The following is a 16362-nucleotide window of genomic DNA, read 5'->3' on the forward strand; positions in this document are numbered from 1 at the left end:
CCGGTTTTTCATCCCAGGGAGTCAGTCCAATGGTCGGTAGCATCAGCAGTAACTACCCGAGCTATACCAGCACGAGTACCAGCACCACCGCGGCCGATAGCGCCCGCCGCGAGCAGTTCCAGAAAAACCTGTTCGCCAAGCTCGACACCAATGGTGACGGCACCGTCAGCCAGGACGAACTGAAGGCCGCTCAGGCGAAGAAGCCCAACAGCCACATGCTGGCGAACCTGAGCAAGAACTTTGCCGCTCTGGACAGCGACAACAGCGGTGGTCTGAGCAGTGAAGAAATGGCGGCGATGGCACCGCCCCAACAGTCGCAGGATCAGCCGCCGAGCACGGAACTGGCTGATGCGCTGCTCAGCGTGCTGGACACCAATGGTAATGGCTCAATCAGCAGCGACGAGCTGAACAAGGGCTTGAGCAGTGTTGGCAGCAGTGCCGACAGCTCGCAGATATTCTCGGCCCTGGACACCAATCAGGACGGCACCGTCAGCGCGGACGAACTGGCCGCCGCCCTGTCCCCGCCGCCGCCACCGCCTCAGCAGGTGTCGGGCGACCAACTGTTCAGCCAGCTCGACAGCGACGGTGATGGCAGCATCAGCGCAACCGAACTGAGCAGCGCCCTACAGGCCAGCACGGGAACTTCGTCGACTTCAACTTCCACTGACACCAGCGCCGCGTTACTCAAGGTACTGGACACCGACGGCAGCGGCGGCGTCAGCAGCAACGAACTCAAGGCCGCGCTGCAAGCCGGTCGTGAGCAAAACAGTGGCAGCTCCTCCGCTCAGTCGACGTTGAAAGAAGCCCTGAATGCAATGATCGCCAGCATCAGCAAGCAATACGCCCAGGAAAACGTCACGACCGTGGGTACAAACCTGAACGTGACGACCTGAGTCAAAAGCATCGCGCCTACGCTGAACCACAAAATCCCGTAGGCGCTGCCGCAGGCTGCGATCTTTTGATCTTGAAAATCAACAGATCGCAGCCTGCGGGAGGCTCAGCGTCGCTCGTCCAGGCGTGCCTGACTCTTGCTCCAGTCCGTCAGCAGGCTGTAAGCCACCGCCAACAGCGTCGGGCCAATGAACAGGCCGATAAACCCGAACGCAATCAATCCGCCAAACACCCCCAGCAACACAATCACCAACGGCAGGTTGCCGCCGCGACTGATCAGGTACGGCTTGAGCACGTTGTCCACGCCACTGATGATGAACGTCCCCCAGATCCCGAGAAACACGGCCATGCCGTACTCGCCCTTCCAGGCCAGCCACGCCGTGGCCGGAATCCAGATCAGCGGCGGTCCCATCGGGATCAGGCTCAGCAGGAACGTCACGATACCCAGCACCAACGCACCCGGCACACCGGCAATCAGGAAGCCGATCAGCGCCAGAATCGCCTGGGCCGCCGCCGTACCGATAACGCCGTTGACCACCCGCTGCACCGTACCGGCCACCAGTTCGATGTAATACCCGGCGCGCTCGCCGATCAGCCGTTGCAGCAGGCCGTGAACAAAGGCCGCCAGCCTTGGCCCGTCGCGGTAGAAAAAGAACACGAAGACAATGCTCAGCGTCAGCTCGAGGATGCCGCCGCCGATCTGCGCACTGCGCGCCAGTAACCAGTTGCCGACCTGCCCCAGATACGGCTTGATCGCCAACATCATCGCCGCGCCCTGCTCGTCGATGCTGTTCCAGAGGCCAACCAGCCGCTCACCCACCAGAGGAATGCTTGCCAGCCAGGTCGGCGCCTCGGGCAGGCCATCGACTTGCACATCCTTGATAAACACCACGGCATCGCGCACGTGGTCGGCCAGGTTCAGCCCCAGCCATACCAGCGGCACCGCCACCAGCAACATCCAGCCCAACGTCAGCAGCGCCGCAGCCAGGGATTCTCGGCCATTGAGCCAGCGGGTCAGCAGACGCATCAGCGGCCAACTGGCAAACGCCAGCACCGCGCCCCAGAACAGCGCCGACCAGAACGGCGCCATCACCCAGAAGCTCGCGCCAAACAGCACCAGGAGCAGGATCTGCACCAACAGCCGATCGTTATTGAGCATGTAGGGTCTCGAAAAAGTCAGTCAACAGAAGAGTAGGCGAACGCGCGGAACGCGCTCGCCGGATGCAGCTTATCGCAACAGCTCGATGTGCAGGCCAGTGCCTTCGAGGCTGCCGGTTTCCATGCGCGCCGCTCGCACGCCTTGGGATATCAGCGCCTGTCGCCAGGCTTCGGCGCTGGGCCCGGAAATACTGATACGCAAGGTGGTGTCCAGGTTCAGGCCACGGGACAGCAAGCGCAGCCAGTTGTCATCCGGGGCGCCCTTGAGCCTGAGCAATTGCAGGTCGCCGGTATCTTTGAGCTGGCGCAGCAGTGTCGCGGAGGTTGGCAGCAACTCGCCCAAGGGCGTAGCCGCTTCAAACTGCTCGACATGCAGGTACGCTTTGCGATTGCCACGAGTAATGCTGTACAGCGCCACCAACGTATCGTCCTTTGGCGCCGCCAGTCGGAGCAGCAAATACGCCTGTTGTTCATCGGCACCGAACAGCTTGGAATTGCCGAAGACCTCATTGGCCCACAGGCTGCTTTCGCCGCAGTCCCGGGCCTGGCACCAGAACAGCAGTTCGGCGCCCTGCTTCTGCAAGGCCTCGCGGGCCACCGTAAAGGCTTCGGTGGCCGAGTGTTCGGGTGGCAATTCGTAGGTCACCGACGTGGTTTGGCCACGGGCGCTGACCTGACCGTCGAAACGCAGCTGCCCGCTGATCTTGCGGATGGAGCCCAGCGGATAGACCCGCTCAAGCTCCACTGGCGGGCGATAGTCGACGATCTGCGCATCGGCCAGGCGCGGCACGATCGGCAGGTCCTGGCTACCGGGTACGTCGGCGGCAAATAGCAAAGGACTGAAACAACACAATGTCAGCAGGCTGAGTGAACGCATCGGCCGGGTCATCGGATCAGCATGCCCTGGGCACCCTTGGAGTCACTGGTGTTGTGGCCATTCGGGGTCGCAGCAGTGTAAAGCTCTATCATGGTTGTCTCCCATTTCAACCCGCCCAGCCTCGACAGTTGCCCGGCGCAAGTCAAGGAACGGCGAAGAACCGATTGAAACAGTCTGCGACAAGAGCGGCGCCGGATTCATCATTCAGGTGCAAATGGTGGCCGCCTGGCAGCTGTTCACGGCTAAAGGGTAGACGCTCCAGCAATTCGGAGTGCTTGGCGAGCATGCCGTCAGCTGCAAACACCAATTGCGCAGGACAACTGACCCGCTGGACGAAGGCCATGGCCTGCTCCTGGGTCAGACGCAGCGGCGAGGCCAGGGTCAGTCGGTTGTCAGTGCGCCAGGTGTAGCCGCCCGGCACCGGCATCAAGCCGCGCTGGGCCAGCAGTTCGGCGGCTTCTCGACTGACCGCCACCAAGCCTTTCATCCGCGCTTCAACCGCCCGCTCCAGGGTGCTGTAGACCGGTTTGCGTTTCTCTCGTAGGTCCAGCTGAGCCTGTAGGGCCATGCCCATCCGTTTGGCGGCGTTTTCGCCGCTGTCCGTAGGAGGAATTACACCGTCGATCAAGGCCAGATGGCTCACCCGTTCCGGTAACGAACCGGCCAGCACCAGAGAAACGATGGCCCCCATGGAATGCCCCAGCAGTCCGAAACGCGTCCAGCCGAACTGCTCGGCGACTTGCAACACATCATGGGCGTAGTCCCACAGGGCATAACCGGCGCCAGGCGGGCGATGTCCGGAATGACCGTGTCCTGCCATGTCCAGGGCAATGATGCGCAAGCCGTGAAGCTTGGGCGCCAACCGGGCGAAGCTGTTGGCGTTGTCCAGCCAGCCATGCAGGGCAATCACCGGCAAGCCGTCTTCAGGGCCGAACAAGTGCGCGGCCAGTTCAATGTGCGGCAAGCTCAGGCGAACTTCTTCGACGACGTGGCTCATGCGCAATCCTGTTGACGGCGACCTTCCCAGCGGCTGAACAGGTTTTTCAGCAGCGTGGCGGTGTCCTGTGGGCGTTCAAGGGGAAACATGTGGCCGCCGGGCATGCTCAGGGATTCGCCCAGGGGCATGCGCCCGACGGAGCTGGCGTGGTGGCGCATGACCACACGGCTTTTATGCCCGCGCACCACCGCCAGCGGCACTTTCAGCTGGCGGGCCCGGCCTGGGCTGGTGTGAGGCACACCACGATAGATGCTGATTTCCGTGGCCGGGTCGAAGCGCAGCCGCAGTTTGTCGCCGACCTTGTGCAAACCGTGTTGCAGGTAAGCGTCAAAACACTCTGGATCGAAACCGCGGAACAGGGTCTTACCGGCGAAATAGCGGCGAGCGCTTTCAAGATCGGCAAACTCTTCCCGACGCCCCAGCGTACGACCGGCCGGCGTCAGGCGATCGATGAAACCAAAGCGCTTGGCGGCAAGAATCACCCATTGATCGGCGCGGGTAAGTACCGGTGAATCCAGCATCACCACCCCGCGATACAGCTCGGGGCAACGCAGGGCGGCGTGCAGGTGCAGTACGCCGCCGAAGGAATGGCCAACGCCCCAGACCGGCTCCGGCTGCTGTTTCAAATGATGAATCAGCTCGTCCACCAGGTTGTACCAGTTGTCATCCGCCGGGAAACGCGGGTCGTGGGCATGCTGCTCCAGATGCGTCACCTGATACTCAGGTGCCAACGCCGCGAACAACTTGCCGTAGGTGCCCGAAGGAAACCCGTTGGCGTGGGCGAAAAAGATCTGCTGCGACATACCGGTCAATCCATCAACGAGAGCAAGCGTTGATTGTCCGCAAGACGACGCCCTACAGCAATGACCGTAACTGCCAGGAATGATGACAGTCAGGCCAGGGTTATGAGCAACGCTGGATCACCCGGGAAAATTGTGGCGAGCGAGCTTGCTCGCGCTCGGGGACCTGGTAGCCGCAAATCCGGCGCATGCGCTACCACCGGGATACCGTGGTGGCAAGGCTGGAGCCGCTGCGCGACCCAGCGGGAGCAAGCTCCCTCGCCACAGAGTTTCATCCCTGCCATAGGTCTTTGTGCAGTGATCAACGCGCAGGCGGATTCTCGCCCAATGGCACCACTGCCATGGTCAACCGCGACACACAACTGGCCTTGCCTTCATCACTGCTCAAACGGATATCCCACACATGCGTGGTGCGGCCAATGTGAATCGCCCTGGCCACTGCCATCACCCGCCCGGTGCGCAGGCCACGCAAGTGGTTGGCGTTGATTTCCAGGCCCACGCAATAAAACTTGCTGGCATCGATGCACAGGTAGCTGGCCATGGAACCGACTGTTTCGGCCAGCACCACCGAGGCACCGCCGTGCAGCAAGCCGTATGGCTGGTGAGTGCGATGGTCGACGACCATGCTCGCGGTCAGGGACTCGTCATCAAACGCTTCGAAGCGAATATCCAGCACTTCGCCGATGGTGTTTTTCTGGATCGCATTCAGCTGTTCAATGTTGGGAGCGGTACGCCACAGACTCATCGCAGACTTCCTTTATGGATGTTGTTCGTGCCTCAATCCTGCCACAGCACCGCCTCGCTACGCTCACTCCATTCTTCAAAACGGGCGCCGTAGGCGGCTTCGATCACGTTGCGTTTGATCTTCAGGGTCGGCGTCAGAAAGCCGTTTTCCACCGCCCAGCTGTCCTTGACCACCACCAGACGGCGCAAGCGTTCGTGCTTGTCGAGAACACCGTTGACCTCTTCCAGGAGTTTTTCCAGGCTCGAATGCAGCCCCGCCCGCGCCGTGCCGCCCGCATCCTGCTGCCCCGCCGCTGACAGCACGCACAAACCCAGCGGCGCGCTCAGGCCATCGCCCACCACGCACACCTGTTCGATGCGCGAATGCACCGCCAGACGGTTTTCAATGGGGGCCGGGGCGACGTATTTGCCTTTGCTGGTCTTGAAGATTTCCTTCAGCCGCCCGGTGAGTCGCAGGTTGCCGTCGGCATCTTGTTCGCCCTTGTCGCCGGTGCGCAGGAAGCCGTCATCGGTGATGGTCTCGGCGGTTTTCTGCGGTTCCTTGAAATAGCCGAGCATGGTCGCGCCGCTGCGCACCATGACCTCGCCCGTGTCGTCAATCCGCACCTCGACTTCGGGACAAGGCTTGCCGATCCAGCCGGGCTTGTTATCACCCGAGCGGCCAATGTGCGAGTAACCGCAGCTTTCGGTCATGCCATACACCTCCAGCACGTCCAGCCCCAGCTTGCGATACCACATCAACAAGGTCTGCGGCACCGGCGCGGCGCCGGACAGTGCAACGCGCAAGGCGTCCAGGCCCAGACCGGCGAGCACCTTGTGCCCTACTCGCTTGCCGATGATTGGCAGACCCAGCAGAAAATCCAGACGCTTGGCCGGGATCTTGCCGTACACGCCCATCTGGAATTTGGTCCAGATACGCGGCACGCCGAACAGCGCGGTGGGCCGTGCACGCTGCAGATCAATCAGGAAGGTGTCGAGGCTCTCGGCAAAGAACACGGTTTGCCCGGTGTAGATCGACGCCAGCTCGACGAACATCCGCTCCGCGACATGGCACAGCGGCAGATACGACAGCAGGCGATCCGACTCGTTGAGGCCGAACAATTGAGTGCCGTGAGTGGTGGCGAAACCCAGGTTGCCGAAACTGTGCATCACGCCTTTGGGCATGCCGGTGGTGCCGGAGGTATAGATGATGGTTGCCAGTTGCCCGGCGGCGGGTCTGGGGTCGTCACGGATCGGCGAACTGGCTTGCAGGTCGGCCCAACTGAAATCAAACGTGCCGGGCGCATGCAGCGGCAGGCTGACCGTCGGCAGATCGGCGCTGACACCACGGGACATGCCGGGCCAGTCATCGAGTTTGCCGATGAAGGCCAGCATCGCTTGCGAGTGGTCCAGCACCTGAGCCACGGTTTCGGCGGTGAGATTGGGATAGAGCGGCACCGACACATGCCCGGCCATCCAGATGGCGAGGTCGGCGATGATCCAGTGGGCACAGTTTTTCGAGATCAGGGCGATGTGGCTGCCTTGCGGCAATTCCCGCGCGCGCAACCAGTGGGCGGCGCAACGCGCCTGATGGCCGACATCGGCCCAGGTCAGCGTTTCAACCTGACCGCCGCCAACGGGCTGGACCAGAAAGCGCTGGCGAGGGTGACGGGCTTCGCGCTCGTAGAAGACGTCCAACGGCAAACGAAAATCGGCAGACATGCGACTCGCTCCTGTGATTTTTGGTCTGGAGCAAGCGTAGTCAACCAAGCAAGTGCTTGGTTGACTATTTCACATAAAAATCAGCAGCAACGCTGGACCTGTGGGAGCGTGGCTTGCCCGCGAAAGCATCGACCCGCTCTGTCTGATACACCGCATCGCGGGCAAGCCACGCTCCGACAAAAAACGGTTCAGGGGTGTTTGATGCCGTTGAGTTTCATGGCGCCCGCCAGCGGCATATCCCCTTCCAGCTCGGCCAGGCCGGCGGTCTTTACCGCTTCCGGCTCTTGCACATGGCCGTGCTGCAAATAACCCAGCAGGTTGCCCACCAGCGGGTTGTGACTGACCAGCAGGGCATAATCCATCGACACCAATTGCTCGGCCACCGCTTGCGGGCGGTTGTCCGGGGTCAGCCATTCGACCGTGCGAATTTCCGGCTCGAAACCCAGCGCCTCACGCACCAATTGCGCCGTTTGTTGCGCTCGCAGATACGGGCTGGCGTAGATGGCGCTGATCGGCTGGCCGATCAGTTCGGCGGCGCTGCGCAGCGCTTCCTCGCGGCCATGGGCGGTCAGTGCCCGTTCGGAGTCCGGGCGCGAGCCGTAGGGCTCGGCCTCACCGTGACGCAATACCCAGAGTTTCATAATTTGGGTTCCTCATCTCGGACCGGATGCGGCGCCGCTGCCACCACATGTGGCGCTTCGCCTTCCGGTGTGCGCGGCGCTGGCCAGTCGGCGAACGGCCAGGGTTTCTGGTCGCTGTGGAAACTGCCGAAACGGCCGATCTGCGCCAGGAACTGACTCAGGCTGTCGCCGAAATTCATCAGGCTGGCGCTCGGCGCGCCGTAGATCAAACGGTAGATCAGCTGCACCAGCACCACCGCGCCGAGGATGAACTGCGCCACCTGCCAGACCAGTATGTAGACGATCATCCACAGCACTCGCAGCAGGATGGATTCATATTTGGCTTCTGCTTTCGGATCGTTCATGTCTCGCTCCTGCTCCGGCACTCAGTTGAAACCGCTGGTGGAAATGAAATCGACATCGGTTTTCGGTTCGCCACGCATCAACAGACCAATCACCTGCTCAAGCGTGCGCCCTTCAAACAGGATCGCGTGCAACCCGGCGACCAGCGGCATGTACACCCCGACCTCCTGAGCCTTGGTCTTGAGCACCTTGAGCGTATTGACGCCCTCGGCAACTTCTCCCAGGCGCGTGACGGCGTCTTCCAGGCTCAAACCCTGACCGAGGGCAAAGCCGACCTGATAGTTGCGGCTTTTAGGCGATGAGCAGGTAACGATCAAATCGCCAACGCCGGCCAGGCCGAGGAATGTCATCGGGTTGGCGCCCTGATTCACTGCAAAGCGGGTCATCTCCGCCAGCGCCCGGGTGATCAGCATGCTCTTGGTGTTTTCTCCCATGCCCAGCGCCACCGCCATGCCGGCAATGATCGCGTAGACGTTTTTCAGCGCCCCGCCCAGTTCCACGCCGAAACGGTCGGCGCTGGCATAGACGCGAAAAGTGCGACCGTGCAGGGCTTCCTGAACCCGCTGGCACAGTTCTTCGTCTTCGCTGGCGACCACCGTGGCGGTCAGTGCGTGTTCGGCGATTTCACGGGCCAGGTTCGGCCCGGACAGCACGCCGATGCGCGCCTGCGGAGCGATCTCTTCGAGGATCTCGCTCATCAGTTTGAAGGTGTGGGCCTCGATGCCTTTGGTCAGACTCACCAGCAACTTGCCGCTCAACTGTTCGGCATGGGGCATCAACACCGAACGTAGCGCGCTGGATGGCAGTGCGACAAAGCACAGGTCGCAGTCTTGCAGGGTTGCTTGCAGGTCAGTGACGGCGGTCACACCCGGCAGAATCTTGATGCCCTTGAGGTAGCGCGGGTTCTCGCGATTGACCCGAATGGCCTCGGCTTGCTCGGGGTCACGCATCCACTGCCGGACCTGATGCCCGTTCTCGGCCAGAAGATTTGCCACGGCGGTCCCAAAACTTCCGCCTCCCAGGACCGCAATTGGGCGCTGTTCAGTCATATGCAATCCGTTTATCCATACCAGTGGCGATGTCGGCATTATACGGGGCGGTCCAGTGGCGGACAGCCCCCGCGTCAATTACCGACACTTGTAGGAAGAAGACCAACAAAGCCGAGGAAAATGCCAGCAACGTGAATGAAAAGTCGTGTCGCTCGGTTAACATGCGCGCCACTTTATCGCTATCAAGGCCGTGTCGTGTTTTTTGCTTCTTCCTCTCCTCGCTCGCCGCTGCTGCTGGCGCTGATCTTCAGCCCGCTGTCATTGGCCGATGACCTGTTTGTCGACAACGAGCCACTGCCCCAGGTGCTGACCGCCACGCGCCTGAAGCAGTCGCCGGCCGCCGTGCCGGGGAGCATGACAGTACTCGACAGTGAGCTGATCAAGGCCAGCGGTGCCCGGGATATCAGCGAATTACTGCGCCTGGTGCCGGGGATGATGGTCGGCAACATCAGCGGCAATCAGGCGGTGGTAAACTACCACGGCACCAACGCCAGCGAAGCGCGACGCATGCAGGTGCTGATCGATGGCCGCTCGGTGTACCGCGCCGGGCTGGCCACCGTGGACTGGAGCGATATTCCGGTGGCCATGGAGGACATCGAACGCATCGAAGTCTTTCGTGGCCCCAATACCGTCAGCTATGGCGCCAACGCGCTGATGGCGGTGGTCAACATCATCACCCGCAACCCGGCCGACAGCCATGGCACGCGGCTGAAAGTCACCCGTGGCCAGCGTGGCATTGATGACTTCTACGCCAGCCAGGGCGTGGGTTGGGACGGTGGCGACCTGCGCCTGTCATTGTCCGGCCAGCAGGACGATGGCTTCGACAGCGACCGTACCGGTGCCGACTATCGCGACAGCCGACGCCTGAACCGCTTCAATCTCTCGGTCAGCCAGACGCTCAACGAACAGCAGAGCATCGATTGGCAATTGAATGCCAAGGACGGCACCAATCAGCGGCCCTATACCTATCGCCCGGTGTTCTCGGGGATTACGGCTGCCGGTAACAATTCTGACGTGATCGCCAATGACTACGCCGGCTCCCTGCGCTGGAACCTGGACCTCAATCCCGATCACAGCCTTTATATACAAGGCTCGGCCCAACACTGGGATCGTCAGCAGACCTGGCGCGCCTGCGACGCCGAAGTGTCGTTCAGCCCTGAGCTGACCGAACTCTGGCAACTCAACCCCAATTACGCCGAACGCCTGGCCCGTAACATGGAGCGCTATACCGGCCCCGGCGCCCCGGCCGGCACACCCGCGGAACAGGCACTGGCCAATCAGGTGCTGGGGCAATGGAAGAACGGCGCCCGGCAAACGGTATGCGGTGACATTGACCAAAGCGCCCGAGAGTCGCGCTACGACCTCGAACTGCAAGACACCCTGGCCCTGTCCGATAGTCTGCGGCTGGTCAGCGGCATGAACTATCGTTACGACCGTGCAGACTCCGAGACCTACTTCAATGGCACGCTCGACGACACCACCTGGCGCGCGTTCGGCCAGCTCGAATGGCGCGCCACCGAGCACTGGTTGCTGCAAGGCGGCGCCATGTACGAAGACGCGCAAATGATCGGCAGCTCGCTGACCCCGCGCGTGGCAGTCAACTACCTGATCAACCCGCGTCACGGCCTGCGGGCGGTGTATTCCGAAGCGGTGCGCTCGCCGGACATGTTCGAGAACAATGTCAACTGGAGCTATCAGGTGACCGACCTGCGACCCGGTGCCTACGGCCAGAGCAGCGCACGCTATTTCGTCAAGACCCGTGGCCCCGGCAACCTCGACCAGGAACGCATGCGCTCTCGGGAGATGGGCTACAACGGCTACTTCGTCGAGTTGGGTCTGGCGATGGACGTGAAACTGTTCTACGACGAAATCACCAGCATGATCAGCGAGCCGCTGCGCAACAATCAGTACATTGCCAGCAACTCGAACAACGCACGTTTCTCGGGCGCCGAGACCCAGATGGACTGGCGGCTGAGCAGCGTCGATCGCTTGCGCCTGACCTACGCCTACGTCAACGCCCAGGCCAGCAACCCGTTGGACCAGCAACTCACCGCCCGCAACAGCGGCTCCGCCGGCTGGCTGCGCAACTGGGGGCACGGCTGGAACAGTGCACTGTTCTATTACGGTGACGACGCCCTCAACGGCTATCGCTTCGAGCGCATGGACAGCCGCATCGCCAAACGCATCGGCCTGGGCAAGGCCAACCTGGAACTGGCCGGCATCCTGCAACAACGCCTCGATAATCAGCCCACCACCTTCGTCGACAACCGCTACGACGAACGCCGGGTGTTCTACTTCAGCGCGCAGCTGGAATTCTAGGATGCAGTCGCGCGCCTCCCGCCCAATGCCGCGCCTTGGCTGCCTGCTGGCCGGGCTGTGCCTGGTACTGAGCGGTTTGCTGGGCAGCCTGCCCAGTCGGGCAGCGGATATTTTGTTGACCGCCAGCGCCGACAGTGCCGGCGTGCAGTCTTTCACCCAGGCCCTGAGCGAATTGCGCCCGACCGACACCGTGCGCTTCCAGCCGCTGGCCAGCCTGCCGGCACCGGGCAAACTGCCGTTCAACACGCGGCTGATTCTGCTCGATCTACCCAGCCTGGACTGGCGCATGCAAGACAGCCAAGGCCCGGCCACGTTGGTGCTGCGTATCAGTCGCCTGCAAGCGCGCAAACGCCTGAACAATCTGTTGCCGGAACGGTTGAGCCTGCTGTGGAGCGATCCGCCTCTGGAACGTCAATTGCGCCTGACCCGGTTGATTCTGCCCCAGGCCCGCCGCGTGGGTGTGCTGTATGACCGGCACAGCGAATTCCTGCTCAAGGAACTGCGCCAGGCCGCCGCGCCTCTGGGCCTTGAGATCGTTACCGAGCGTTGGGACAACACCAGCGACAGCCGCCCGTTGCAGGCCCTGCTGAATAAAAGCGATGTGCTGCTGGGTCTGGATGACCCGGATGTGTACAACCCGAAAACCGCGAAAAACCTGCTGCTCAGCAGTTATGCGCGCCAGCAGGCACTGATCGGCCCCAACGCTGGCTTCGTCAAGGCCGGCTGCCTGGCCAGCACCTACAGCGACCAGACCGACTGGCTGGCGATTCTCGACGAATTGCTTGATCGCCCGCCAGCCACCTGGCCGCGCACGCTGTACCCCAAACACTTCAAAGTCTTAACCAACCCGCAAGTGGCTCGTTCATTAGGTATCGAACTGATGAATGAAGCGTCTGTTGCCACGCAGTTGGCCGAAGGAGAACAACGCCCATGACCTTCCGACGCCGTTGGGACATCAATACCCGCACCCAGATCATCAGCCTCGGCCCTGCCTTGCTGCTGACCTTGCTGCTGATCAGCTTCTTCACCTTCGTGCGCATCCAGGACTTGCGCCAGGAGCTCAATCACACCGGCCAGTTGATCGCCAACCAGTTGGCACCGGCCACCGAGTACGGCGTGATTTCCGGCAACAACGAGGTGTTGGAAAGTCTGCTCAAGGCCACCCTGGCCACGCCGAACGTGCGTTTCCTGGAAATCCAGGACAGTGCCAACCGGATTCTGGTGTACGTCGAGCAACCGTCGGAGAACCACAATCGTTCGCAACAGGTCGAGGTGTTCCAGGCGCCGGTACGGCTGCAACGGATTGCCCTGAGCAATGATTTCCTGCAAGACACCCGGGCCAACAGCAACGGGGCCGGCGAGGACTATCTGGGGCGGGTGATTGTCGGCCTCTCGAATGACGCGTTCAACCAGCGCCAGCAGGAAATCATGCTCAAGGCCGGGATTCTGGCGCTGTTTGCCCTGTTGTTTACCTTCATCGTCGCCCGACGCCTGGCCGGCAGCCTCTCGCAGCCGATCCGCGACATCGGCAACGCCGTCAAGGCAATCCAGGACGGCGACTATAAAAAGACGCTGCCGATTGTCGACGACACCGAACTGGGGGCCTTGTCGCAACACATCAATAACCTGGCCGGCGGCCTCGAACAGGCCAGTCGCGAGCAGCACCAGGCGATGGCGCAACTGATCCAGACCCGGGAAGAGGCGGAACAGGCCAACAATGCCAAGTCCGACTTCCTGGCCATGATGAGCCACGAACTGCGCACACCCATGAACGGTGTGCTGGGCATGCTGCAATTGCTGGAAACCACCGAGATGACCGAGGAACAGGTCGAGTACGCGGCGATGGCCTCGGAGTCCACCGAACACCTGCTCAAAGTCATCAACGACATCCTCGACTTCTCGCGTATCGAGCGCTCGGAACTGGAGCTTGAGCACATTGCCTTCAACCTTGTGGACCTGATCAGCAGTTGCGCCCAGTCTTTCCAGCACAGTGCCGTGCAACGCAAGCTGGAGCTGCACCTGTTGATCCCGCAGGACATGCGCGCCTTGCAGGTGCAGGGTGATCCGACACGGATCCGGCAAATCCTGGTCAACCTGATCGGCAATGCACTGAAATTCACCGAACAGGGGCGCGTCAGCATCGAAACCCAGTGGCAATCCCTGGATCACGAACTGCTGTGGTTTACCTGCACGGTGCGTGACAGCGGCATCGGAATTTGCGCCGCCAGCCTGGAATTGATGTTCAACGCCTTTCAACAGGCCGACAGTTCCATTTCAAGACGTTACGGAGGCACGGGCCTCGGCTTGCCGATTGCCCGCACCCTGGCCGAACGTATGGGCGGTACTTTGCGAGCCCAGAGCGAGGAAGGTCGCGGCTCGGTCTTCACTCTGGAAATCCCCCTGGCGCTTTATAAACAGCCGCTACCCACGCTGTTGCCACGCCAGTCGACGAACAACGATCACGGTGAAGGGCGCCATGTATTGCTGGTGGAGGACAATCCGGTGAACCGCACGGTCGTCGAGGCCATGCTGCGCAGCCTGGGCTTTACCGTCAGCGTTGCCACCGACGGACTGCAAGCGGTGCGCAGTGCCGAAAGCCTGATTTATGAAGCGATTCTGATGGACTGCCGGCTGCCGATCATCGACGGCTATGAAGCCACCCGGCAGATCCGCCAACTGCCCGGCTGCGCGGACTTGCCGATCATCGCCCTGACCGCCAATGCCTTGCAGGGCGATCGCGAGGCCTGTCTGTCGGCGGGCATGAACGATTACCTGGCCAAGCCGTTCAAACGTACTGATCTGCAGCAGATTCTGCAGCGATGGGTGCAGTAGTGCAGGCTTTTCGACCATCTGCGACTGGCGTGAAAGGCGAAAGTGCGGCAGTCTTAGGCACCCGAACATGCCCCAAAAGGGGCTTGAATAAAAATTTCAGTGCACAAGTGTACATTCATGTCCTTGGTGCTGTGACTTTCACCACAACGCAATAGTCTATGAGTAGGCTGTCGACTCAAGGCATGAATGCCTTGGTCGGTCGGGAAGATTTGCCCCACCTGCCGCATGGGATTATTGAGGAGCTCGCATGACCAAACAAAACGCCTTTACTCGGGAAGACCTGCTGCGCTGCAGTCGCGGTGAGCTGTTCGGCCCAGGTAACGCGCAACTGCCCGCGCCGAACATGCTGATGGTGGATCGCATCACCCATATCAGCGAAGAAGGTGGCAAGTACGGCAAAGGTGAATTGGTCGCCGAGCTGGATATCACCAAGGATTTGTGGTTCTTCGCCTGTCACTTTGAGGGTGATCCGGTGATGCCGGGCTGCCTGGGCCTCGACGCCATGTGGCAACTGGTCGGCTTCTTCCTCGGCTGGCAGGGTCTGCCGGGCCGTGGTCGCGCACTGGGTTCGGGCGAAGTGAAATTCTTCGGCCAGGTCCTGCCGACCGCCAAGAAAGTTACGTACAACATTCAGATCAAGCGCGTCCTCAAAGGCAAGCTGAACCTCGCAATTGCCGATGGTTCGGTCAGTGTCGACGGTCGCGAGATCTACACCGCCGAAGGCCTTCGGGTCGGCGTTTTCACCTCCACTGAAAACTTCTAAGGGTTATCCGCATGCGCCGCGTCGTTATCACTGGTCTGGGCATCGTTTCGTGCCTGGGCAATGACAAAGAGACCGTCTCCGCTAACCTGCGTGCAAGTCGCCCGGGCATCCGGTTCAACCCGGAATATGCCGAAATGGGTCTGCGTAGCCAGGTTTCCGGCTCCATTGACCTGCCCCTCGAAGAGCTGATCGACCGCAAGATCTATCGCTTCGTCGGTCACGCGGCGGCTTACGCCTATCTGGCCATGAAAGACGCCATCGCGGACTCCGGTCTGACCGAAGAGCAAGTCTCCAACCCGCGTACCGGCCTGATCGCCGGCTCCGGTGGCGCCTCCACGCTGAACCAGATGGAAGCGCTGGACATCCTGCGCGAGAAAGGCGTGAAACGCGTTGGCCCATACCGTGTAACGCGGACCATGAGCAGCACCGTTTCCGCTTGCCTGGCCACACCGTTCAAGATCAAGGGCCTGAACTACTCCATCGCGTCTGCCTGCGCCACCAGTGCTCACTGCATCGGTACGGCCATGGAACAGATCCAGATGGGCAAGCAGGACATCGTTTTCGCCGGTGGCGGTGAAGAAGAGCATTGGAGCCAGTCGTTCCTGTTCGACGCGATGGGCGCCCTGTCCAGCCAGTACAACGAAACCCCGGAAAAGGCTTCCCGCGCCTACGACGCCAAGCGTGACGGTTTCGTCATCGCTGGCGGTGGCGGCATGGTCGTGGTTGAAGAGCTGGAACACGCTCTGGCCCGCGGCGCGAAGATCTACGCGGAAATCGTTGGCTATGGCGCGACCTCCGACGGCTACGACATGGTCGCACCCAGCGGCGAAGGCGCCATCCGCTGCATGCAGATGGCCATGTCCACCGTTGATACCCCGATCGACTACCTGAACACCCACGGCACCTCGACTCCGGTCGGCGACGTTGCGGAAATGAAAGGTGTACGTGAAGTATTCGGCGCCAACGCTCCGGCCATCAGCTCCACCAAGAGCCTGTCGGGTCACTCCCTGGGCGCCGCCGGCGTTCACGAAGCGATCTACTGCATGCTGATGATGGAAGGCAACTTCATGGCGGGCTCCGCCAACATCGAAGAACTGGACCCGGAAGTGGCAGACATGCCAATCCTGACCAAGACTCGCGAAGACGCCACCATCAACACCGTGATGAGCAACAGCTTCGGTTTCGGTGGCACCAACGCCACGCTGGTACTCAAGCGCTGGGCTGGCAAGTAACAGCCACGCCGCTTCG

At 61.4% G+C, this 16362-nt stretch carries 15 protein-coding genes; 6 read left to right on the plus strand and 9 right to left on the minus strand.

Features of this window, described 5'->3' with window-relative positions:
- The first annotated feature begins 29 nt into the window (after nucleotides 1-29).
- Nucleotides 30-893, plus strand: coding sequence for an EF-hand domain-containing protein (gene xopAW, locus POF45_RS08120; RefSeq protein ID WP_282315497.1), 864 nt, complete (start codon nucleotides 30-32; stop codon nucleotides 891-893).
- A gap of 104 nt (nucleotides 894-997) precedes the next feature.
- On the opposite strand, the gene POF45_RS08125 is transcribed toward xopAW, so the two are convergent.
- From POF45_RS08125 to POF45_RS08165, 9 genes are all read right to left on the minus strand, one after another.
- On the minus strand, nucleotides 998-2050 hold the full coding sequence (locus tag POF45_RS08125) for an AI-2E family transporter (protein WP_259495684.1): 1053 nt from the start codon (nucleotides 2048-2050) through the stop codon (nucleotides 998-1000).
- A 69-nt stretch (nucleotides 2051-2119) separates the two neighbouring features.
- Complete coding sequence (locus tag POF45_RS08130) at nucleotides 2120-2926, minus strand: DUF4892 domain-containing protein (protein WP_259495686.1); 807 nt, start codon at nucleotides 2924-2926, stop codon at nucleotides 2120-2122.
- A 142-nt stretch (nucleotides 2927-3068) separates the two neighbouring features.
- Complete coding sequence (locus POF45_RS08135) at nucleotides 3069-3923, minus strand: alpha/beta hydrolase (RefSeq protein WP_259495687.1); 855 nt, start codon at nucleotides 3921-3923, stop codon at nucleotides 3069-3071.
- Nucleotides 3920-4726 (minus strand): alpha/beta fold hydrolase, encoded by an 807-nt coding sequence (locus POF45_RS08140; protein WP_259495688.1) that lies wholly within the window; start codon nucleotides 4724-4726, stop codon nucleotides 3920-3922. Before POF45_RS08140 ends, POF45_RS08135 begins: the two co-directional genes overlap by 4 nt.
- Before the next feature lie 298 nt (nucleotides 4727-5024).
- The gene (locus POF45_RS08145) at nucleotides 5025-5468 is read right to left on the minus strand and encodes a hotdog fold thioesterase (protein WP_282315498.1); all 444 of its coding nucleotides are present in this window, start codon (nucleotides 5466-5468) and stop codon (nucleotides 5025-5027) included.
- Between the two features lie 32 nt (nucleotides 5469-5500).
- Entirely contained in the window at nucleotides 5501-7168 is a 1668-nt protein-coding gene (locus POF45_RS08150; RefSeq protein ID WP_282315499.1) for an AMP-binding protein, read from the minus strand.
- A 188-nt stretch (nucleotides 7169-7356) separates the two neighbouring features.
- Complete coding sequence (gene sixA, locus POF45_RS08155; protein ID WP_282315500.1) at nucleotides 7357-7809, minus strand: phosphohistidine phosphatase SixA; 453 nt, start codon at nucleotides 7807-7809, stop codon at nucleotides 7357-7359.
- Entirely contained in the window at nucleotides 7806-8153 is a 348-nt protein-coding gene (locus tag POF45_RS08160; protein ID WP_259495694.1) for a DUF4389 domain-containing protein, read from the minus strand. Before POF45_RS08160 ends, sixA begins: the two co-directional genes overlap by 4 nt.
- Before the next feature lie 21 nt (nucleotides 8154-8174).
- Entirely contained in the window at nucleotides 8175-9200 is a 1026-nt protein-coding gene (locus POF45_RS08165; RefSeq protein ID WP_259495696.1) for an NAD(P)H-dependent glycerol-3-phosphate dehydrogenase, read from the minus strand.
- A 195-nt stretch (nucleotides 9201-9395) separates the two neighbouring features.
- On the opposite strand from POF45_RS08165, the gene POF45_RS08170 reads away from it, so the two are divergent.
- The 5 genes from POF45_RS08170 to fabB all read left to right on the plus strand — a co-directional run bounded on the left by POF45_RS08170 (nucleotide 9396) and on the right by fabB (nucleotide 16346).
- The gene (locus POF45_RS08170) at nucleotides 9396-11519 is read left to right on the plus strand and encodes a TonB-dependent receptor plug domain-containing protein (protein WP_282315501.1); all 2124 of its coding nucleotides are present in this window, start codon (nucleotides 9396-9398) and stop codon (nucleotides 11517-11519) included.
- Between the two features lies 1 nt (nucleotide 11520).
- Nucleotides 11521-12453 (plus strand): ABC transporter substrate-binding protein, encoded by a 933-nt coding sequence (locus POF45_RS08175; protein WP_259495698.1) that lies wholly within the window; start codon nucleotides 11521-11523, stop codon nucleotides 12451-12453.
- Complete coding sequence (locus POF45_RS08180) at nucleotides 12450-14351, plus strand: ATP-binding protein (protein ID WP_259495700.1); 1902 nt, start codon at nucleotides 12450-12452, stop codon at nucleotides 14349-14351. The genes POF45_RS08175 and POF45_RS08180 overlap by 4 nt, the downstream gene beginning before the upstream one ends.
- 247 nt (nucleotides 14352-14598) lie before the next feature.
- Entirely contained in the window at nucleotides 14599-15114 is a 516-nt protein-coding gene (fabA, locus tag POF45_RS08185) for a 3-hydroxyacyl-[acyl-carrier-protein] dehydratase FabA (RefSeq protein ID WP_259495702.1), read from the plus strand.
- An 11-nt stretch (nucleotides 15115-15125) separates the two neighbouring features.
- Entirely contained in the window at nucleotides 15126-16346 is a 1221-nt protein-coding gene (fabB, locus tag POF45_RS08190) for a beta-ketoacyl-ACP synthase I (RefSeq protein WP_259495704.1), read from the plus strand.
- Nucleotides 16347-16362 lie beyond the last annotated feature (16 nt).

Source organism: Pseudomonas fungipugnans (assembly GCF_029955235.1).
Taxonomy (GTDB): Bacteria; Pseudomonadota; Gammaproteobacteria; order Pseudomonadales; family Pseudomonadaceae; genus Aquipseudomonas; species Aquipseudomonas fungipugnans.